Source organism: Geodermatophilus sp. SYSU D01106, from assembly GCF_054049995.1.
On the sequence record NZ_JBJGYM010000012.1, the window covers coordinates 15,491 to 35,733 of the forward strand.

The following is a 20,243-nucleotide window of genomic DNA, read 5'->3' on the forward strand; positions in this document are numbered from 1 at the left end:
CCGGCCGCTGACCTGCCGTTTCTGTCGTACCCCGGCCGTAGGTTCGGGTCATGTCGGCGAACGCGGAGCACGTGTCGCCGATCGAGCGCGCGCTGGCCGGGTGGCTGATCGAGCAGCCGGTGGCGATTGAGCGGCTGCCGGTCGGGGTGCTGTCCGACGCGCAGGCCGCCGCGGAGCTGGCGCGGGTGCAGGCGCGCAAGGCGATGGACGCCGCCTACGAGGCCGAGCTGGTGCTGCGGCTGGCCGCGACCCGCCCCGCCGACCTCGACCCCCCGCCGGGCACGCCGGGTGCGCGGTCGGGGTCGTGGGCGCCGGACCCCGAGTTACCGGGGGTGTCGGAGTTCTTCACCGCCGAGCTCGCGGTCGTGCTCAACGTCGGCCGGCCCACCGCCTCCACGCTGGCGAAGCGGGCGTGGACCTACCGGGAGAGCCTGCCCGCCACGTGGGCGGCGCTGGCCGCCGGTCAGCTCGACGAGCGCCGCGCCATGGTCCTCGTGGACGTGCTGCAGTGGACCGCCCCGGCGCTGGCCCGGCGGGTCGAGTCCCGCCTGCTGCCTCGGGCTGCGGAGTGGACACTGCGCACGCTGCGGAAGCGCGCGGTCGAGGCGCTGCTGGAACTCGACCCCGACGCCGCCGAGCGGAAGAAGGACGACGCCACGCGCACCGCCGACGTCCGGATCGTGCCCTCGGCGCAGGACGGGATGGCGGTGATGATCGCCGAGCTGCCCGCCGAGGTCGCCGCGATGTGCATGGAGGTGGTGGAGCGGCTCGCGCGGCTGGCCGTGGACGCCGGTGACCGGCGGCCGATCGGGGTGATCCGCACCGAGGTGTTCACCGCCCTGTTCCTGGGCGCCGGCGACCCGACCCGGCCGCCGGTGACCGCGCACCTGCAGATCATCGCCACCCTGTCCGCGCTGGCCGGCCGGTCGGCCGAGCCCGGTGAGGTCAACGGTCTGCCGATCACCGCCGCGGTGCTGCGGGCGCTGCTCCGCGAACTCGACGCCCTCGGTGTCGGCGTGCCCGACGGCGGGTCGGTCACCGTCGCGGTCACCGACGACGACGGCACCCTGCGCGCCACCACGACCCTCGACCAGGCCCGCACGCTCGCCCGCCGCGGCTGCCCCGACCACCCGCCGACCGACGAGCATTCCGACGGCGACTGCGGCTGCCCGGTCCTCGACCGGCCCGAGCCCACCGACCGCTACACGCCCACCCGGCCGCAGCAGCGGTTCGTCCGCACCCGCGACCGCACCTGCCGCTTCCCCACCTGCGGCCAACGCGCCGGCTGGGCCGACGCCGACCACGTCATCCCCCACGCACACGGCGGCGCCACCGACTGCGCCAACCTCTGCTGCCTGTGCCGCAGCCACCACCGCCTCAAGACCTTCGCCCGCGGCTGGCACTTCTCCCTCTCACCGGACGGGGTGCTCACCGTGACCACGCCGTCCGGCGTCACCCGCACCACCCGCCCACCGGGCATGCGCCCACCACCGGAGCGCGACCCACCACCCGGCGCGATCGGGACACCCCCACCGGCCGACCCGGCCGACGACCCGCCACCGTTCTGACGCGCCGCCCGCTGGGTGCCCGCTACGCCCAGCGGGCCAGCGCGGTCGTCGTGCCCGGCTCGACCACGGTGAACCCGGCGTCCACGACCGCCACCGGGGCCGCCGCGCGAAGCCGCGCCCACCGCGTGACGTCGGGGTGCTCCACCGCCACCGGGTACCCGGCCGCCGCCCACGCCTCCAGCCGGCGGGGCGGCATCCGCAGCGCCGACAGCTGCGCGGCGTGCCCGCACGCGGCGGCCGCCTTGCCCAGCGGCAGGAACGGCTCCGGGCAGACGGAGACGACGAGCGGGCCGCCGGGCACCGGGTCGACGACCGGGAGCGAGTCCGGGTCGTGGAGCTCGCTGCCCGTCAGCTGCAGCTTCGCGACGTCGCGGGGCAGCGCGTCGAGCGCGGTGGGCACGAGGGCCCGCACCTCCGCGCCGGCCACCGAGGCGGTCACCCCCGGCAGCGCCCCGGCCCGCTCCCAGGCCACGCCGCGGGCCCGGCGGCAGTGCTTGCGGATCGCGCCGTCGGTCCAGCGCCGGACCGACGCCGACCACTCGCCGCCCTCCCCGGCCCGCTCGTCGCCGAGCAGCCGCACCACCGCCACGGCGGCCGCCGAGCACACCGCGGACCGGGACGGCGGCGACGTCCGTTCCACGCGCGCCACCAGCTGCATCGCCCAGGGCGACTCCCCCGCCGGGTCCTCGTACACGCGCCCACCCTGACCGACGGCCCGTGGCCACGGCCGGCGGGTCCCCGGGCGGCCGACGGCCGGCACCGGGGCGCACACGGGCCGGTTCCACGTGGAACCGGGCCGTGTGACCTTCCTGTGAACTGCGCCGACCCCGTTAGCGGAGCCCGTCGGCCCGGGGTTGGATGGACGCCATGTGCGGCCTCTCCGGCGAGATCAGGTTCGACGGCTCCCTGGCCGACACCACCGCGGTGGCGCGGATGGTCGAGGCGCTGGTCCCCCGCGGGCCGGACGGCCAGGGCCAGTGGAGCGCCGGCCGGGTGGCGTTCGGTCACCGCCGGCTGTCGGTCATCGACCTCTCGGCCAGCGGCTCCCAGCCGATGGTCGACAGCGAGCTCGGGCTCGAGGCGGTCTTCAACGGCTGCATCTACGACTACAAGGAACTGCGCGCCGAGCTCGAGGGCCACGGCTACCGGTTCTTCTCCACCAGCGACACCGAGGTGCTGCTCAAGGGCTACCACCACTGGGGCGTCGACTTCGTCGACCACCTGCACGGCATGTTCGTCGTGGTCATCCACGAGCGGGACACCGGCCGGGTCGTCATGGCCCGCGACCGGCTGGGCATCAAGCCGCTCTACCTGTCCGAGACGCCGGGCCGCCTGCGCTTCGCCTCGTCGCTCCCGGCCCTGCTGCGCGCCGGCGACGTCGACACCTCCATCGACCCGGTCGCGCTGCACCACTACCTGACCTGGCACGCCGTCGTCCCCGCGCCGCGCACGCTCCTCAACGGCGTCCGCAAGCTGCCCCCGGCCACCGTGCGGGTCATCGAGGCCGACGGCACCAGTCGCGAGCACCGCTACTGGGAGCCCACGTACGAGCGGCGCGCCGAGCACTCCGGCTGGTCGAACCGGGACTGGGAGGACGCGATCGAGGAGGCGCTGCGGGTCGCCGTCCGCCGCCGCCTGGTCTCCGACATCCCGGTCGGCGTGCTGCTGTCCGGCGGGCTGGACTCCAGCCTGATCGTCGGCCTGCTCGCCCAGGAGGGGCAGAGCGACCTCGCCACCTACTCGATCGGCTTCGAGACCGTCGGCGGGCACGCGGGCGACGAGTTCCGCTACTCCGACGTCATCGCCGAGCGGTTCGGCACTGACCACCACCGCATCCGGGTGTCCTCCGACGAGCTCGCCGCGGCCCTCGGCCACGCGATCGGCGCGATGGCCGAGCCGATGGTCAGCCACGACGTCGTCGCCTTCGACCTGCTGTCGGAGCGGGTCAGCCAGACGATCCGCGTGGTGCAGTCCGGGCAGGGCGCCGACGAGGTGTTCGCGGGCTACCACTGGTACCCGCCGCTGGCCGACGTCGACCGCGAGGAGGCCGTCGAGCGCTACGCCGCGGCTTTCTTCGACCGGGGGGCGCAGGACATGCGCGCGCTGGTCGGGGAGCGGTACGCCCTCGACGGCGACCCGAGCCTGGACTTCGTCCGCGACCACATGTCCCGGCCGGGCGCGCAGACCGCCGTCGACGCCGCCCTGCGCCTCGACAGCGAGGTCATGCTCGTCGACGACCCGGTCAAGCGGGTGGACAACATGTCCATGGCGTGGGGCCTGGAGGCCCGCGTGCCCTTCCTCGACCACGACCTGGTCGAGCTGGCGGCGCTGTGCCCGCCGGAGCTCAAGCTCGCCGACGGCGGCAAGGGCGTGCTCAAGGCCATCGGCCGCCGGATCATCCCGCCGGAGGTGATCGACCGGCCCAAGGGCTACTTCCCGGTGCCGGCGATCACCCACCTCGAGGGCAAGGTCCTCGGCCTGGTGAAGGACGCGCTGTCCAGCGAGGCGGCGCGCGAGCGGGCGCTGTTCCGGCCGGAGTACGTCTCGCGGCTGCTGGACGACCCGAACGCCGAGCTGACGCCGCTGCGGGGCAACAAGCTGTGGCAACTCGGGCTCCTGGAGCTGTGGCTGCAGAACCACGGGGTCTGAGGGGCACCCCGTGGCTCCTCCGCGGCTCGCGGGGCTGCGCCGCCGTCCGTCGGCGGCCGGCCCCACCCCCGACCTGACCCGGCGTTCCTGGGCCAAGCCCTCCGAGCACGAGCTCGAGGGCATGGACACCGACGTCGTCCTCGACCTGGCGTGGGGCCGGCTGGTGTTCGGCCAGACCTTCGCCGAGATGCGCGACATCCTCACCGCCCTGCGGGCGGAGGGGACCGGGCAGCGCGACATCTGCGTCTACGCCCGCGACCCGCACGTCCTGGTGGGCCTGGCGCCCGACGAGCTGTTCATCGACCCGAGCTACACCTACCGCCTCGACCTGTACCGCTACCGTCCCCGGCCCGAGCTCATCCGCGGCGTCTTCGTGCGCACGGTGACCGCGCTGGAGGAGATGCAGGCGATCAACCGGATCTACGCCCGCAACCGCATGGTCACCGGCGACCCGGAGACCATGTGGGCCAACCACCGGACCCGCTGCTTCACCTACCTGGTCGCCGAGGACCGGCGCACCGGCGAGATCGTCGGCACCGTCACCGGTGTCGACCACGTGCTGGCCTACGGCGACCCGGAGGGCGGCACCAGCCTGTGGTGCCTCGCCGTCGACGCGCAGGACGCCCCCGCCGGCACCGGGGAGGCGCTGGTGCGGGTGCTCGCCGAGCGCTACGTCGGCCGCGGCCGCTCCTACGTCGACCTCTCGGTCATGCACGACAACTCCGGGGCGATCGCGCTGTACCGCAAGCTCGGCTTCGCCCGGGTGCCCGCCGTCTGCGTCAAGCGCAAGAACCCGATCAACACCCCGCTGTTCGCCGCCCGCCCGCCGGGCCTGCAGCAGCTCAACCCCTACGCGCGGATCATCGCCGACGAGGCGCTGCGCCGCGGGATCCGCGTCGAGGTGACCGACGCCGAGTTCGGCGAGATGCGGCTGTCGCTCGGCGGCCGGCGGGTGCTCACCCGCGAGTCGCTGTCGGAGTTCACCACCGCCGTCGCCATGAGCCGCTGCGACGACAAGCGGGTCACCCGTCGCATCGTCGAGGCCGCGGGGGTGCGGGTGCCCCGCGGCGTCGCCGTCCCCGAGGGCGACCTGGGGCCCGCGCTGGAGCTGCTCGCCGAGGCCGGCGAGCTGGTGGTCAAGCCCGCCCGCGGCGAGCAGGGCAAGGGCATCACCGTCGGCGTCACCGACGAGGAGCAGCTCGAGCGGGCCGTGGCCGCCGCCCGGCTCTTCTGCCCCGACGTGCTGGCCGAGCAGCTCGTGCCCGGCGAGGACCTGCGCGTGGTGGTCATCGACCACGAGGTGGTCGCCGCCGCGGTGCGCCGGCCCGCCGAGGTGGTCGGCGACGGCCGCCGCACGGTCACCGAGCTGGTCCGCGAGACCAGCCGGCGCCGCGAGCGCGCCACCGGCGGGGAGTCGCGCATCCCGCTCGACGACGTCACCGCCGACGTCGTCCGCGCGGCCGGGCGGTCGATGGACGACGTCCTCCCCCACGGCGAGCGGCTGCGGGTGCGGCGGACGGCGAACCTGCACACCGGCGGCACCATCGACGACGTCACCGACCGGCTGCACCCCGAGATCGCGCAGGCGGCGATCCGGGCGAGCCGCGCCATCGGCATCCCGGTCACCGGCATCGACTTCCTGGTGCCCGACGTCGAGGGCCCCGACGCGGTGTTCGTCGAGGCCAACGAGCGGCCGGGGCTGGCCAACCACGAGCCGCGGCCGACCGCCGCGCGCTTCGTCGACCTGCTCTTCCCCGAGACCCGCCGGCGCTGAGCCGGGCTCAGTCCGGCCGGAAGAGGGCGAGCAGCCCGTCGACGTCGCGGTGCGCCGTGGCGGGGTGGCGGAACGGGCGGTGCGGCCGCACCTCGTAGTGGGTGCGCCGGCCGCGGCGGGCGCGGGTGACGTACCCGGCCTCCTCCAGGTCGGCGAGGATGCCGAGGGTCGCGCGGGTGCTGATGCCCACCCGCGCCGCGACGTCGGCCACCCGGGCGTCGGGGTCGGCGGCGACGGCGAGCAGCACGTGGCCGTGGTTGGTGAGGAACGTCCAGGACGGCCGCTCGTCGCTCACGGGCTCCTCCGGGTGGCGCGGACAGGTGAACCCTGCTTCACTGGTTACCGGGAGGGGAGTATCCCCACACGCTCCCGTCGTCAGTACGGCCCCTCGGGCGGGGTCCGGCGGAGCGGGCCCCGTGCGGGCCGGGAGAGACCTCCGGTTGGGAACCACCGACTGGAGGCCTGCTCGTGGACGTCCCCTTCTGGCTCTGGCTCGCCGTGCTCGGCGTCATCGTCGCCATGCTCGCCGTCGACCTGTTCGCCCACCGCCGGGCGCACGTGATCGGCGTGCGCGAGGCCGCCGCGTGGTCGGCGGTGTGGGTGGCGCTCGGCGTCGGGTTCGGCGCCTGGGTGTGGGCCGCGTACGGCGCCGAGTACGGCCAGCAGTACTACGCCGGCTACCTGATCGAGAAGTCGCTCGCCGTCGACAACGTCTTCGTCTGGGCGATCGTCTTCACCTTCTTCGCCGTGCCGCGGGAGTACCAGCACCGGGTGCTGTTCTACGGCGTGCTCGGCGCGCTCGTGCTGCGCGGAGCGTTCATCGCCGGCGGCGCGGCCCTGATCGAGGACTTCTCCTGGGTGCTGTACCTGTTCGCCGCGTTCCTGCTCGTCACCGGCTGGCGGATGCTCCGGCAGCGCGACGAGCACGTCGACCCGTCGCGCTCGCGCACCCTGCGGCTGTTCCGCCGCCTGGTGCCGATGACCGACGCGTACCACGGCCAGCGGTTCCTGGTCCGGCGCGGCGGCGTCCTGCTCGCCACTCCCCTGCTGGCGGTGCTGGTGCTCGTCGAGGTCACCGACGTCGTCTTCGCCGTCGACTCGATCCCGGCGATCTTCGCCGTCACCGACGAGCCGTTCCTCGTGTTCACCGCCAACGCCTTCGCGATCCTGGGGCTGCGGGCGATGTACTTCCTGCTGGCCGACCTCATCCACCGCTTCGTCTACCTGAAGACCGGCCTGGCGCTGGTGCTCATGTGGGTCGGCGTGAAGATGCTGCTCAAGGTCGACCTCTTCTACGTGCCGACCACGGTGAGCCTCGCGGTGATCACCACCATCCTCGCCGTCTCGGTGTGGGCCAGCCTGCGCGCCACCCGCGGGCAGGGCCGCCGCGCCGTCGAGGCGCCGGCCGAGCCGCCGTTCCGGACGGCCACCGAGGAGGAGTTGGCCGCGGTGGAGCCGCTGTGGCGGCGCCACGGGCGGGCGCGCACCCCCGCCTGACCGTCCCGCGGCGGCCAGGCATAGGAAGCTCTACGCACGTCCTGGGCGCCAGGACGTGGGTAGAGCTTCCACTGCCTCGGGGGACGGGTGACGTATCTGCTGGCGGCGCTCGGCGGGGCGCTCGGCGCGCTCGCGCGGTGGGGCGTTGCCGCGGCGCTCCCCTCCCCCGCCGGCGGCTGGCCGTGGGCCACGCTGCTGGTGAACCTCACCGGGTGCCTGCTGATCGGCGTGCTCGCCGGCGTCCTCGCCACCCGGGACCCCGAGCCCGCGTGGGCCCGGCCGCTCCTCGCCGTCGGCGTCCTGGGCGGCTACACGACGTACTCGGCGTTCGCCGTCGAGGTCGTCGCCCTGACCGACGCCGGCGCGCTCGCCACGGCGGGCGGCTACGTGCTCACCTCCGTCGTCGGCGGGGTGCTGGCCGTCGCGGCCGGCGTCACCGCCGTGCGCAGAACGCTGCGGACGGCGGCCCGGTGACGCCGCTGCTGGTCGTCGCGGGCGCCGTGGCCGGTGCCCCGCTGCGCCTGCTCGCCACGCGGCTGGCCGCCCGCGGCGGGCGCGACCCGGCGCTCGGCACGCTCGCCGTCAACGTCGCCGGCTCGGCGCTGCTCGGGGTGCTGCTCGGGCTCGGCGACGTCCCGGCGCCGGTGCTCGCACTGGTCGGCACCGGGTTCTGCGGCACCCTGACCACCTTCTCGAGCGCCGGGCTCGACGTCGTCCGGATGGTCGAGGAGCGCGCCGTCGCCCGCGCCGCGGCGTACCTGGCGGCCACCCTGGTGCTCGCCCTGGGGGCGGCCGCGGCGGGCTGGCTGCTGGCCCGCTGACCGCCCCTGCGGGTGCCGGTCCGGCGCCGTCTGGATAGGGTCGCCTCGGTATGGCCGGGAGCGACGCGGGAGACGTGCAGGCGGACAGCCCCGTCGTCGTCGTCGCCAACCGGCTGCCGGTCGACCAGGTCACCGACCCGGACGGGACGACGCGCTGGCAGCGCTCCCCCGGCGGCCTGGTCACCGCCCTGGAGCCCTTCGTCGCCGGCCGCGGCGGCGCCTGGGTGGGCTGGTCCGGATCAGCCGGCGAGGCGCCCGAGCCCTTCGAGTCCGGCGGCATCTCGCTCGTCCCGGTCGAGCTCTCCGAGGAGGAGGTCGACCGCTACTACGAGGGCATGTCCAACGCCTCGCTGTGGCCGCTGTACCACGACGTGGTCGAGAAGCCGGAGTACCACCGCACGTGGTGGGACACCTACGTGCAGGTCAACAAGCGCTTCGCCGACCGGGCCGCCGAGGTCGCCGCCGAGGGCGCGATCGTGTGGGTGCACGACTACCAGCTGCAGCTGGTGCCGGCGATGCTCCGCCAGCGCCGCCCCGACCTGACCATCGGCTTCTTCCTGCACATCCCGTTCCCGCCCTACGAGCTGTTCACCCAGCTCCCGTGGCGCTCGGCGATCGTGGAGGGCCTGCTCGGCGCCGACCTCGTCGGCTTCCAGCTGCCCAGCGCGGCGGCCAACTTCGTCCAGCTCGCCCGGCGTCTGCACGAGCTGCCCACCCGCGGCGCCACCGTCGAGTACGACGGCCGGGTGGTCACCGCCCGCGCCTTCCCGATCTCCATCGACGTCGCGTCCTTCGACGAGCTGGCGAGCTCGCCGGAGGTCGTGGCCCGCGCCAAGGAGATCCGCGCCGAGCTCGGCGACCCCGAGAAGATGATCCTGGGCGTCGACCGGCTCGACTACACCAAGGGCATCAGCGTCCGGCTCAACGCCTTCCAGGAGCTCCTGGAGGACGGCGTCGTCGAGGCCCCTGGCACCGTCATGGTGCAGGTGGCCACGCCCAGCCGGGAGCGCGTCGAGCACTACGTGCACATGCGCGAGACGATCGAGCAGCAGGTCGGGCACATCAACGGCGTCTTCGGCTCGATCGGCGGCCCGGCGGTGCACTACTTCAACCAGTCGATGCCGCGCGAGGAGCTCGCCGCCCTCTACCGCGCCGCCGACGTCATGCTCGTGACGCCCTACCGCGACGGCATGAACCTGGTGGCCAAGGAGTACGTGGCCGCCCGCGCCGACCTCGGCGGCACCCTCGTCCTGTCGGAGTTCGCCGGCGCCGCGTCGGAGCTCAAGCAGGCGTTCCTGGTGAACCCGCACGACATCACGGGCGTCAAGAACCAGCTGCTGCGCGCGCTGCGGGTCGAGCCCGCCGAGGGCGCCCGCCGCATGCGCGCCATGCGCCGGTACCTGGCCAAGCACGACCTCGACCACTGGGCGACGTCGTTCTTCGACGCCCTGCGCGCGCAGGCGTGACCGCCGACGCCGACGCGGGCCTCGACGGGGCGCTCGCCGCGCTGGCCGCCCGCCGACCGCTGCTCGTGGCGTCGGACTACGACGGCGTGTTCGCCCCGCTGGTCGACGACCCCTCCGCGGCGGTCCCCGCCCCCGGCATCGCCGAGGCGCTGGCGCGGGTCGCCGCCGCGGGCGGCGACGTCACCGTCGCGCTGGTGAGCGGGCGCGGCGTCGAGGACCTGCAGCGGGTCAGCGGCCTCACCGGCCCCTACCGCTGGGTCGGCAGCCACGGCGCCGAGTTCGGCGGCCCGCTCACCGGCGAGCTCGCCGGCCGCCGCGACGCGCTCGCCGAGGTGCTGGCGCCGCTGGTCGCCGCCGTCCCCGGGGCGCGGCTGGAGGTCAAGCCGGTCAGCGTCGCCGTCCACGTGCGGCAGGTCGCCGATCCGGCCGCGGCCGCCGAGCTGCTGGCGGCCGCCGATGCGGCGGCGGATCCGTCACTGACGAAGAAGCCGGGCAAGGCGGTCCTCGAGCTCGTCCTCGTCGACGCCGACAAGGGCAGCGCCGTGCAGCGCCTGCGCGAGGAGCTCGGCGCCGCCGCGGTGGTCTACCTCGGCGACGACCTCACCGACGAGGACGTCTTCCGCCTCCTCGGCCCGGGCGACGTCGGCATCAAGGTCGGCGAGGGCCCCACCGCCGCGGCGCACCGCGTGGCCGACCCGGACGCCGTCGTCGGCGTCCTCGGCCGGCTCGGCGACCTGCTCGCCTGACCTCCGCCGCGGCGCGTCGCGCCGGGCGCCCGGGTGACCGTCCGGCCCCGGGACGCCCACCCTGCCCTGCCGCGTCGACACGGCGACCCTCCCGCGCGTGCGCGCCCCGCCGGGGCCGCCGGTGACCGCGGGCGGGCGTCGACTCGGCGACGGCGCTGCGGGCGGTCACCGCCGGGTCCGCAACGATCCGCCCGCGGGTGTCCGACGAGCGCGGGCGCCGGGTCGCTGGAGCCACACCATTCTCCTCGCACGCCACCTCCCCGTCGACGCGTGCACGCAGCCCAGGAGGCCCCCGTGTCCGACCCGTCCCCCCGCAGCGGCGGCTGGTTCGCCGACCGCCCGCTCTCGGTCAAGTTCGGCGCGCTCGTCGCCGTCGGGACGCTGTCGCTGGGCGGGCTGCTCGGGGCGACGCTGCTGGGCAACGCCGCCGTCCGCGACGCCGACGAACGGTCCCGGGCGCTCAACGACGCGCAGGAGCTGGTGCTGCAGCTCGACACCCGGGCCAGCGAGCTCAAGGTGGACGGCTTCAAGGCGCTCGTCCGCCCGGTGCCGGCCGAGCAGCTGCCCGAGCTGGCCGACGACATCGCCACCCCCGAGGCGCTGCTCGACGAGCTGGCCGGCATCGAGCTGACCGGTGACAGTGCGGCGGCCGTGGCCGAGCTGCAGGACACCTACGGCGACTACACCGACGCCATCACCGCGTTCGTGAACACGGCGGTCGCCGACCAGGCCGGCGCGCGGCTGCGCTGGGAGGACATCCAGGTCGCCAACGACCTGACCGACGCCGCCGTCGGCACCGCCAAGGACACCCTCGCCGCGGAGGCCGAGGCGGCGGCCGCGGGGCTCGAGGACACGATCGCCCGCTGGGAGACGACGGCGATGGTGGTCGCCGTCCTCGGCTTCCTGCTCCTGGCGGCCCTCAGCTGGCGCACCGCCCGCTCGGTGATCCGGCCGGTGCGCAGCGTGCAGGCCTCGCTCGAGGCGCTGGCGCAGGGCGACCTGACGCACGCCTCCGGGGTCTCCTCCCGCGACGAGGTGGGCCGCATGGCCGACGCCCTCGACCGCGCCCAGGCCGGGCTGCGTGAGGTCCTCGACTCCGTCGCCGCCTCCGCCGACGCCGTGGCCGCCTCCAGCGAGGAGTTGTCCGCGTCGGCCGCGCAGATCTCCGCCTCCGCCGGCGAGACGTCCGCGCAGTCCGGCGTCGTGGCCGGCGCCGCGGACGAGGTGTCGCGCTCGGTGCAGACCGTGGCCGCCGGTGCGGAGCAGATGGGCGCCTCCATCCGGGAGATCGCCACCAACGCCGCCGAGGCGTCCGCCGTCGCCGCCCGCGCCGTGACCGCGGCCGAGACCACCACCGCGACCGTGGCGAAGCTCGGCGAGTCCTCGGCCGAGATCGGCAACGTGGTCAAGGTGATCACCTCGATCGCCGAGCAGACCAACCTGCTGGCGCTGAACGCGACCATCGAGGCCGCCCGCGCCGGCGAGGCGGGCAAGGGCTTCGCCGTGGTCGCCAACGAGGTCAAGGAGCTGGCGCAGGAGACCGCCAAGGCCACCGAGGACATCGCCCGCCGCGTCGAGGCGATCCAGAAGGACACCGGCGCCGCCGTCTCGGCGATCGGGGAGATCAGCTCGATCGTCGCCCAGATCTCCGACCGCCAGACCACCATCGCCTCCGCGGTCGAGGAGCAGACCGCCACCACGGCGGAGATGTCCCGCTCGGTGAGCGAGGCGGCCCAGGGCTCCGGCCAGATCGCCGACAACATCTCCGGCGTCTCGGCCGCCGCGGACTCCACCACGCAGGCGCTGTCCCAGACCCGGATGGCCGTCGACGAGCTGTCCCGCATGGCCGCCGGCCTGCGCACCAGCGTCGCCCGCTTCACCCACTGACCCCCTCCCTCCCCCGTACAGGAGCACCACACCCGTGAGCACCTCCCGAGCCGGACGACCCGGCGGCTGGTTCGGCGACCGGCCGCTGGGCGTCAAGATCGGCGCCGTCGTCGGCCTGCTGGCCGTCGTCGTCCTGGCCACCAACCTGCTGGCGGTCGTCCGCATCCAGGAGATGCGCGCGGACCAGGAGCGCATCTACACCGAGAACCTGGAGCCGCTCAACGCCCTGTCGGCGGTCCAGCGGGCCACCGCGGCGCACCGCGCCCGGGTGCTCGAGTACGCCGTCTCCGACCCGGCCCGCCGGGTGGAGCTGCGCGGCGAGATGCAGGAGAAAGACGCCGACATCGTCGCCGCGCTCACCGAGTACGAGCCCCACGTCGTCGACCAGGCGGCCATGGACCTCTACCTCGGGGCGCGTGAGCAGTTCCTCGCCACCAACGACAGCCAGCTCTTCCCGGCCGCCGACCGCGGCGACCTGGCCGGATACGCGCTGGTCTACCGCGAGGTGTCCAGCCCGCTGCTCACCGACATCGCCGACGGCCTGGAGGCCGAGGGCGTCGCCCAGTCGGCGCAGGCCGCCGCCCGCAACGCCGCGACCGACGAGCAGGCGGGCGGCGCGATCACGCTGCTGGTCACGACCTCGCTGGCCGCCGTCCTGGTCTCGATCGGCCTCACCGCGTGGGTGGTCCGGCGCATCCTGCGCGGCGTGCGCTCGGTGCAGCGCTCCGCCGAGGCGATGGCCGCCGGCGACCTGACTCTCACCCCGGAGGTGACCTCCCGCGACGAGGTGGGCCGCATGGCCGCCGCCCTGGGCGAGGCCCAGGGGAACCTGCGCGAGGTCCTGGCCTCCGTCGTGTCCTCGGCCGACGCCGTCGCCGCATCCAGCGAGGAGCTGTCGGCGTCGGCCGCGCAGATCTCCGCGTCGGCGGAGGAGACCTCGGCGCAGTCGGGTGTGGTGTCGGGTGCCGCGGAGGAGGTCTCCCGCAACGTGCAGACCGTCGCCGCGGGTGCGGAGGAGATGGGCGCCTCCATCCGGGAGATCGCCACGAACGCCGCGGAGGCGTCGGCGGTGGCCGCGCGGGCCGTGACCGCTGCGGAGACCACCACCGCGACCGTGGCGAAGCTCGGCGAGTCCTCGGCCGAGATCGGCAACGTGGTCAAGGTGATCACCTCGATCGCCGAGCAGACCAACCTGCTGGCGCTGAACGCGACCATCGAGGCGGCCCGCGCGGGCGAGGCCGGCAAGGGCTTCGCGGTCGTCGCCAACGAGGTCAAGGAGCTGGCCCAGGAGACCGCCAAGGCGACCGAGGACATCGCCCGCCGCGTGCAGGCCATCCAGGGCGACACCACCGCGGCCGTGACGGCGATCAGCGAGATCAGCTCGATCGTCGCGCAGATCTCCGACCGGCAGACCACCATCGCCTCGGCGGTGGAGGAGCAGACGGCCACGACCAACGAGATGTCCCGGTCGGTCCAGGAGGCCGCGCAGGGCTCCGGTCAGATCGCCGACAACATCTCCGGCGTCTCGACGGCGGCGGACTCGACCACGCAGGCGCTGACCCAGACGCGCACCGCCGTCGACGAGCTGTCCCGGATGGCCGCGGACCTGCGCAGCACGGTGGGCCGCTTCTCCTGGTGACCTCGACCATTCTGAGAATGGTCACCGGCGCGCGCTGACGCCATTCCTCCCGGCCCCGGCCCGGTCGTCGTCCCTCGACGTCCGGTTCCGGGGCCGGTGACGTTGCGCCGGCCAGCGACGATGCGATGACCACCGCCTCGACCAGCCAAAAGGCCCTTGTCGACATGTCCGTGGGGGCGATCCGGTGACCTGTGGGGCATTGTCGACAAAGAGCGATGAATGGTCCTGCCCGTTGCGCTCCGCAATCATTCCGCCCGTTTCCGGATCGTTACGGACACGCCATTTCCGGACGGCGTCAGTTCCTTTTCCGATGCGCCACTCTTCTCGGCGACGGCGCGACCAGCAGCCGCCGCACACGAGATGTGGAGAGACCCGATGACCGACCCGACCGACGCCCGCCCGACCGGCACCTCCTGGTGGGGCGACCGCGGCGTCACCACCAAGGTGCTGAGCACCGTGGCGCTCGGCGCGGTCGTGACCGGCACCGTCGGGCTCCTCGGCCTGCAGGCCCTCGGCGACACCGCCGACTCCGCCGACGCCCTGTACGAGGCGAACCTCCAGGGCGCGGTCGCCGCGGCCGACGTGGACGGGATCCTGAGCGACATCCGCGTCGCCTCGCGCAACGCGCTGCTGGTCGCCACCCCGCAGGAGACCCAGGAGACGCTGGCCGGCGTCGAGGCGCTCCGCGACGACTTCGGCACCGCGCTCGAGGCCTACGCGCAGGGAGACCTCGACCCGCAGCGGCAGGAGCTCGTGGACGGGATCGAGGCCACCATGGCCGACTACGCCACGTTCCAGGACACCGTCCTCTCGCCCCTCGCGCTGGCCAACGACGTGCCCGGCTGGATGGCGGCGAACAACGCCCAGGGGACCCCCGTGGTCACCTCGCTCACCGAGGACATCCAGGCGCTGCGCGACCTGGAGATGGAGGAGGCCGCCGCGGCCGCTGCCGCCATCCGCGCCGACTACGAGTCGCAGCGCACGCTGGCCCTCGTCCTCATGTTCGCGGGCATCGTGGTGACGGCCGGCCTGGGCTGGGTCGTCGCCCGGGGCCTGGCGCGCGGCGTGGCGCGGGTCCAGCACGTCGCCGAGGGCCTGTCGGCCGGCGACCTCACCCGCGCCGCCGGGCTGACCACCCGCGACGAGCTCGGGCGGATGGGCCAGGCGCTCGACACGGCGGTCGTCGAGCTGCGCGGCGTGATGGCCTCCGTGGTCGGCGCGGCCGACGCGGTGGCGGCCAGCTCGGAGGAGCTCAGCGCGTCCTCGGCGCAGATCTCGGCGTCGGCCGAGGAGACCTCGGCCCAGTCCGGCGTCGTGTCGGGCGCCGCCGAGGAGGTCTCCCGCAACGTGCAGACCGTCGCCGCGGGCGCCGAGCAGATGGGCGCCTCGATCCGGGAGATCGCCACCAACGCGGCCGAGGCCTCGGCCGTGGCCGCCCGCGCGGTCACCGCCGCGGAGACCACCACCGCCACCGTCGCCAAGCTCGGCGAGTCCTCGGCCGAGATCGGCAACGTCGTCAAGGTCATCACGTCGATCGCCGAGCAGACCAACCTGCTGGCCCTCAACGCCACCATCGAGGCCGCGCGGGCGGGCGAGGCCGGCAAGGGCTTCGCGGTCGTCGCGAACGAGGTCAAGGAGCTGGCGCAGGAGACCGCGAAGGCGACCGAGGACATCGCCCGGCGGGTGCAGGCGATCCAGGCCGACACCGGCGCCGCGGTGGGCGCCATCGGCGAGATCTCCCAGATCGTCGCCCAGATCTCCGACCGGCAGACCACCATCGCCAGCGCCGTCGAGGAGCAGACCGCGACGACGAACGAGATGAGCCGCTCGGTGCAGGAGGCCGCGCAGGGCTCCGGCCAGATCGCCGACAACATCTCCGGCGTCTCCTCGGCCGCCGACAGCACCACCCAGGCCCTGTCGCAGACCCGCGTCGCCGTCGACGAGCTCTCCCGCATGGCCGCCGACCTGCGCACCAGCGTCGCCCGCTTCACCTACTGATCCCCCGGCACGAGACCCCAGGAGCACACCCATGTCCACCACCCGTGCCGGCCGTTCCGGCGGCTGGTTCGCCGACCGCCCGGTCGCCGTCAAGATCGGCGCCGCCGTCGCCGTCCTCGCGGTCGTCGCCGTCGCCATGACCGTCCTCGCGGTCAACCGGCTGTCGGCCGTCGAGGCGGCCGCCGCCCGGATCAACGACAACGTCGTCCGGCTCGCCGACCTCGCCAACATCCAGCGCTCCTGGCAGGGCGACCGCTCGCGCTACAACAGCTACGCCCTGGTGGACCCGCAGACCCGCGTGGAGCTGCGCGCCGACCTGGCCGAGCGCCGCGAGACCATCGACGGCCAGCTCGACGCCTACGCCGAGGTGACGGTCAACAAGACCGCCTTCGAGGAGTTCCGCGCCACCGTCGAGGGCTACTACGCGGTCGCCGACACCCAGCTGCTCCCGGCCGCCGACGCCGGCCAGCTGCCCGTGGCCGCCGCGGTCGTCACCGGCCCGCTGCAGGACGCCTCCGACTCGATCATGGACCAGTACAACGCCATGCAGGAGCGGCGCGTGGCCGCCGGCCAGACCGACACCGACGACGCCGTCGACATCGTCTCCTCGGCCACCGTGACCCTGTGGACCTCGCTGGCGATCGGCATCGCCCTGGCCGGCGGGCTGACCCTCCTCGTCGTGCGCCGCCTGGTGGGCACCGTGCGCTCGGTGCAGGCCTCGGTCGAGGCGCTGGCCGCCGGCGACCTGACCGTCACCCCCGACGTGCGGGGCCGCGACGAGCTCGGCCGCATGGCCGCCGCGCTGGGCGACGCCCAGGTGACGCTGCGCGGCGTCATGTCCTCGGTGGTCGGTGCCGCCGACGCCGTCGCCGCGTCCAGCGAGGAGCTGTCGGCCTCGGCCGCGCAGATCTCCGCGTCGGCGGAGGAGACCTCCGCGCAGTCCGGCGTCGTGTCGGGCGCCGCGGAGGAGGTCAGCCGCAACGTGCAGACCGTCGCCGCGGGTGCGGAGGAGATGGGCGCCTCGATCCGGGAGATCGCCACCAACGCCGCCGAGGCCTCGGCCGTCGCGGCCCGCGCGGTCACCGCCGCGGAGACCACCACCGCCACGGTCGCCAAGCTCGGCGAGTCCTCCGCCGAGATCGGCAACGTCGTCAAGGTCATCACCTCGATCGCCGAGCAGACCAACCTGCTCGCGCTCAACGCCACCATCGAGGCGGCCCGCGCCGGCGAGGCTGGCAAGGGCTTCGCCGTGGTCGCGAACGAGGTCAAGGAGCTGGCGCAGGAGACCGCGAAGGCGACCGAGGACATCGCCCGCCGGGTGCAGGCCATCCAGGGCGACACGACCGCGGCCGTCACGGCGATCGGGGAGATCAGCTCGATCGTCGCCCAGATCTCCGACCGGCAGACCACCATCGCCTCGGCGGTGGAGGAGCAGACCGCGACGACGAACGAGATGTCCCGGTCGGTCCAGGAGGCCGCGCAGGGGTCGGGCCAGATCGCCGACAACATCTCCGGCGTCTCCTCCGCGGCCGACAGCACCACCCAGGCGCTGACCCAGACGCGCACCGCCGTCGACGAGCTGTCCCGGATGGCCGCCGACCTGCGCACCAGCGTCGCCCGCTTCACCTACTGAGCAACGCCCCGCCCGGAGCCGGCGCACGGTCGGCTCCGGGCGCGGGACTGCCGATGACACGACCCGACGACCGGCGACGCCCGGGGTTCGCCTCAACACGGACCGGGCCGACGTCGAAGACCCAGCGGGGCACCCGCCCCGGACAGCGAGAGAGAAGGCAAGCGGTGGACGGTCTGGACGACATCGTCGAGGAGTTCCTCGTCGAGAGCCACGAGAACCTCGACCAGCTCGACACGGACCTGGTCGCCCTCGAGCAGGAACCCGACTCCCGCGAGCGGCTCTCGAGCATCTTCCGCACGATCCACACGATCAAGGGCACCAGCGGCTTCCTGGCGTTCGGGCGGCTCGAGGAGGTCACGCACGTCGGGGAGAACATGCTCTCCCGGCTGCGCGACGGCGTCCTCGCGCTGACCCCCGAGCGCACCAGCGTGCTGCTGCGGATGGTCGACACGGTGCGCTCGCTGCTCGCCTCGATCGAGGCCACCGGTGGCGAGGGCGGCGTGGACGTGTCCGCCGTCGTCGCCGAGATCAGCGCCGCGATGGAGGACCGCCCCGCGCCCGCCCCCGCTCCGGCGCCCGTCGCCGCGCCGGCCGCCGTCGAGCCCGTGGCCGCCCCCGCGCCCGTCGCCGTCGAGCCCGTCGCCGGGGCCGCCGTCCTGGAGGCCGCCGAGGCCGTGGTCGAGGCCGCCGTCGAGGCCGCCGCGGAGGCCGTCGTCGAGGACGCCGCCGAGTCGGCCCACGACGACGCGCACGACGAGCACGCCGACGAGCACCCGGCCGACGAGCACCCCGCCGAGGACCACCCCGCCGAGGACCACCACGAGGACCAGCCCGCGGGCGCCGCGCGCGCCGAGGGCCAGGGCGGCCAGCAGGCCCGCCGCGCCGTCGCCGACTCGACCATCCGCGTCGACGTCGACCTGCTCGACTCGCTCATGCTGCTGGTCGGCGAGCTGGTGCTGACCCGCAACCAGATCGTCCAGTACGTGGGCCGCTCCACCGACACCGACCTGGTGCGCGCCTCCCAGCGGCTCAACCTCATCGCCAGCGAGCTGCAGGAGGGCGTCATGAAGACGCGCATGCAGCCGATCGACCACATCTGGTCCAAGCTCCCCCGCGTCGTCCGCGACCTCGGCATCCAGTGCGGCAAGACCGTCCGCCTGGAGATGGAGGGCAAGGACACCGAGCTCGACAAGACGCTGCTCGAGGCGGTCAAGGACCCGCTGACCCACCTGGTCCGCAACTCCGTCGACCACGGCATCGAGGCCCCCGACCGCCGTCGTGCCGCCGGCAAGCGCGCCGAGGGCGTGCTGACCCTGCGCGCGAGGCACGAGAGCGGCCAGGTCGTCGTCGAGGTGGCCGACGACGGCGCCGGCATCGACCCGGCCAAGATCGGCGCCAAGGCCGTCGAGCGCGGCCTGGTCACCGCCGACCAGCTCTCCCGCATGGGCCCGCAGGACGTCCTGCAGATGATCTTCGCGCCCGGCTTCTCCACCGCCGCCGCGGTCACCAACGTCTCCGGCCGCGGCGTCGGCATGGACGTCGTCAAGACCAACATCGAGTCGATCGGCGGCACGATCGAGGTCGAGTCCGAGCCGGGCCGCGGGACCGTCTGCCGGCTGCGCATCCCGCTGACCCTGGCGATCGTCCCGGCGCTCACCGTCGAGTGCGCCGGCGACCGCTACGCCATCCCGCAGATCAGCCTGCAGGAGCTCGTCAGCCTCGACGCCGAGAAGGCCGCCAACGCCGTCGAGGAGGTCGGCGGCGCGCCGGTCTACCGCCTGCGCGGCGAGCTGCTCCCCCTCGTCCGGCTCACCGACGTCCTGGGCCTGGCCTCCGACCGGCACGACGGCCACGTCGTCATCGCGGTGCTGCGCTCGGAGGGCCGGCGCTTCGGCCTCGTCGTCGACCGGGTCATCAACACCGAGGAGATCGTCGTCAAGGCCGTCGGTGGCCAGCTCAAGGCGATCGGCCTGTACTCCGGCGCCACCGTCCTCGGCGACGGCGCCGTCGCGCTCATCCTCGACGTCCAGGCGCTGGCCCGGCGGGCGCTGCGCACCGAGACCGCCGAGCGGCAGGAGGCCCGCGAGGCCGCGGCCCGCACCGTCGCCGTCGAGACCGACCGGCAGCGGATGCTGCTCGCCGCGATCGGCGAGGGCCGGCGCGTGGCCATCCCGCTGGACACCGTCACCCGCCTCGAGCAGGTGCGCACGGAGTCCGTCGAGCGGGTCGGCAACCGCGAGGTCGTGCAGTACCGCGGCGCGATCCTGCCGATCGTCCGCCTCGACCGGCACCTGGGCGCCTACGGCACCAGCGACCGCGAGGTGCTCGAGGTGATCGTCTACAGCGACCACGGCCGCAGCGTCGCGATCGTCGTGGAGGAGATCCTCGACATCGTCGACGGCGGGGCCGCCGTCCGCAGCGACATCGACGACCTGGGCCTGCTCGGCTCCGCCGTCCTCGGCGACAAGGTGACCGAGCTCCTCGACGTCCGCGCCGCGATCCTCGCGGCCGACCCGGCCTTCTACGCCACCGACCACTCCCCGTCCGCCCTGCTGGAGGTCTGAC

General features: G+C 74.5%; 15 protein-coding genes. 13 read left to right on the top strand and 2 right to left on the bottom strand.

The window, feature by feature from the left end:
- Nucleotides 1-50 precede the first annotated feature (50 nt).
- Entirely contained in the window at nt 51-1,568 is a 1,518-nt protein-coding gene (locus ACI78R_RS13930; RefSeq protein ID WP_457041149.1) for a DUF222 domain-containing protein, read from the top strand.
- A gap of 22 nt (nt 1,569-1,590) precedes the next feature.
- Here ACI78R_RS13930 and ACI78R_RS13935 read toward each other — a convergent pair whose 3' ends face one another.
- Nucleotides 1,591-2,262, bottom strand: a complete 672-nt coding sequence (locus ACI78R_RS13935; protein WP_457041150.1) for a hypothetical protein — start codon at nt 2,260-2,262, stop codon at nt 1,591-1,593.
- Between the two features lie 173 nt (nt 2,263-2,435).
- On the opposite strand from ACI78R_RS13935, the gene ACI78R_RS13940 reads away from it, so the two are divergent.
- Nucleotides 2,436-4,217 carry an N-acetylglutaminylglutamine amidotransferase gene (locus ACI78R_RS13940; protein WP_457041151.1) on the top strand — a complete coding sequence of 594 codons (1,782 nt, stop codon included), beginning with the start codon at nt 2,436-2,438 and terminating at the stop codon, nt 4,215-4,217.
- Between the two features lie 10 nt (nt 4,218-4,227).
- On the top strand, nt 4,228-5,991 hold the full coding sequence (gene ngg / locus ACI78R_RS13945; RefSeq protein WP_457041152.1) for an N-acetylglutaminylglutamine synthetase: 1,764 nt from the start codon (nt 4,228-4,230) through the stop codon (nt 5,989-5,991).
- A 7-nt stretch (nt 5,992-5,998) separates the two neighbouring features.
- Here the strand turns inward: ngg and ACI78R_RS13950 are convergent, their stop codons facing one another.
- A complete protein-coding gene (locus tag ACI78R_RS13950; RefSeq protein WP_457041153.1) occupies nt 5,999-6,286 on the bottom strand; it encodes a helix-turn-helix transcriptional regulator in 288 nt (95 codons plus the stop codon).
- 173 nt (nt 6,287-6,459) lie between these two features.
- On the opposite strand from ACI78R_RS13950, the gene ACI78R_RS13955 reads away from it, so the two are divergent.
- The 10 genes from ACI78R_RS13955 (at nt 6,460) to ACI78R_RS14000 (ending at nt 20,242) form a co-directional block, all read left to right on the top strand.
- On the top strand, nt 6,460-7,488 hold the full coding sequence (locus ACI78R_RS13955; protein ID WP_457041154.1) for a TerC family protein: 1,029 nt from the start codon (nt 6,460-6,462) through the stop codon (nt 7,486-7,488).
- 87 nt (nt 7,489-7,575) lie between these two features.
- Nucleotides 7,576-7,962, top strand: a complete 387-nt coding sequence (gene crcB, locus ACI78R_RS13960; protein ID WP_457041155.1) for a fluoride efflux transporter CrcB — start codon at nt 7,576-7,578, stop codon at nt 7,960-7,962.
- Complete coding sequence (locus ACI78R_RS13965; protein ID WP_457041156.1) at nt 7,959-8,309, top strand: fluoride efflux transporter FluC; 351 nt, start codon at nt 7,959-7,961, stop codon at nt 8,307-8,309. The genes crcB and ACI78R_RS13965 overlap by 4 nt, the downstream gene beginning before the upstream one ends.
- A 50-nt stretch (nt 8,310-8,359) precedes the next feature.
- Nucleotides 8,360-9,775: an alpha,alpha-trehalose-phosphate synthase (UDP-forming) gene (locus ACI78R_RS13970; RefSeq protein WP_457041157.1), complete on the top strand. Its 1,416-nt coding sequence runs from the start codon at nt 8,360-8,362 to the stop codon at nt 9,773-9,775.
- On the top strand, nt 9,772-10,521 hold the full coding sequence (gene otsB, locus ACI78R_RS13975; protein WP_457041158.1) for a trehalose-phosphatase: 750 nt from the start codon (nt 9,772-9,774) through the stop codon (nt 10,519-10,521). The genes ACI78R_RS13970 and otsB overlap by 4 nt, the downstream gene beginning before the upstream one ends.
- 294 nt (nt 10,522-10,815) lie before the next feature.
- Complete coding sequence (locus tag ACI78R_RS13980; RefSeq protein ID WP_457041159.1) at nt 10,816-12,408, top strand: methyl-accepting chemotaxis protein; 1,593 nt, start codon at nt 10,816-10,818, stop codon at nt 12,406-12,408.
- Between the two features lie 34 nt (nt 12,409-12,442).
- Nucleotides 12,443-14,047, top strand: a complete 1,605-nt coding sequence (locus ACI78R_RS13985; protein WP_457041160.1) for a methyl-accepting chemotaxis protein — start codon at nt 12,443-12,445, stop codon at nt 14,045-14,047.
- Nucleotides 14,048-14,422: 375 nt separating this feature from the next.
- A complete protein-coding gene (locus ACI78R_RS13990) occupies nt 14,423-16,045 on the top strand; it encodes a methyl-accepting chemotaxis protein (protein WP_457041161.1) in 1,623 nt (540 codons plus the stop codon).
- 31 nt (nt 16,046-16,076) lie between these two features.
- A complete protein-coding gene (locus ACI78R_RS13995; protein ID WP_457041162.1) occupies nt 16,077-17,678 on the top strand; it encodes a methyl-accepting chemotaxis protein in 1,602 nt (533 codons plus the stop codon).
- 164 nt (nt 17,679-17,842) lie between these two features.
- On the top strand, nt 17,843-20,242 hold the full coding sequence (locus ACI78R_RS14000) for a chemotaxis protein CheA (protein ID WP_457041163.1): 2,400 nt from the start codon (nt 17,843-17,845) through the stop codon (nt 20,240-20,242).
- Nucleotide 20,243: the final 1 nt, after the last annotated feature.

Bases quoted from the DNA above. Each gene is read 5' to 3' on its own strand.
- ACI78R_RS13995 (WP_457041162.1), top strand. From the start codon at position 16,077: ATGTCCACCACCCGTGCCGGCCGTTCCGGCGGCTGGTTCGCCGACCGC.
- ACI78R_RS13940 (WP_457041151.1), top strand. From the start codon at position 2,436: ATGTGCGGCCTCTCCGGCGAGATCAGGTTCGACGGCTCCCTGGCCGAC.
- ACI78R_RS13990 (WP_457041161.1), top strand. From the start codon at position 14,423: ATGACCGACCCGACCGACGCCCGCCCGACCGGCACCTCCTGGTGGGGC.
- ACI78R_RS13930 (WP_457041149.1), top strand. From the start codon at position 51: ATGTCGGCGAACGCGGAGCACGTGTCGCCGATCGAGCGCGCGCTGGCC.
- ACI78R_RS13970 (WP_457041157.1), top strand. From the start codon at position 8,360: ATGGCCGGGAGCGACGCGGGAGACGTGCAGGCGGACAGCCCCGTCGTC.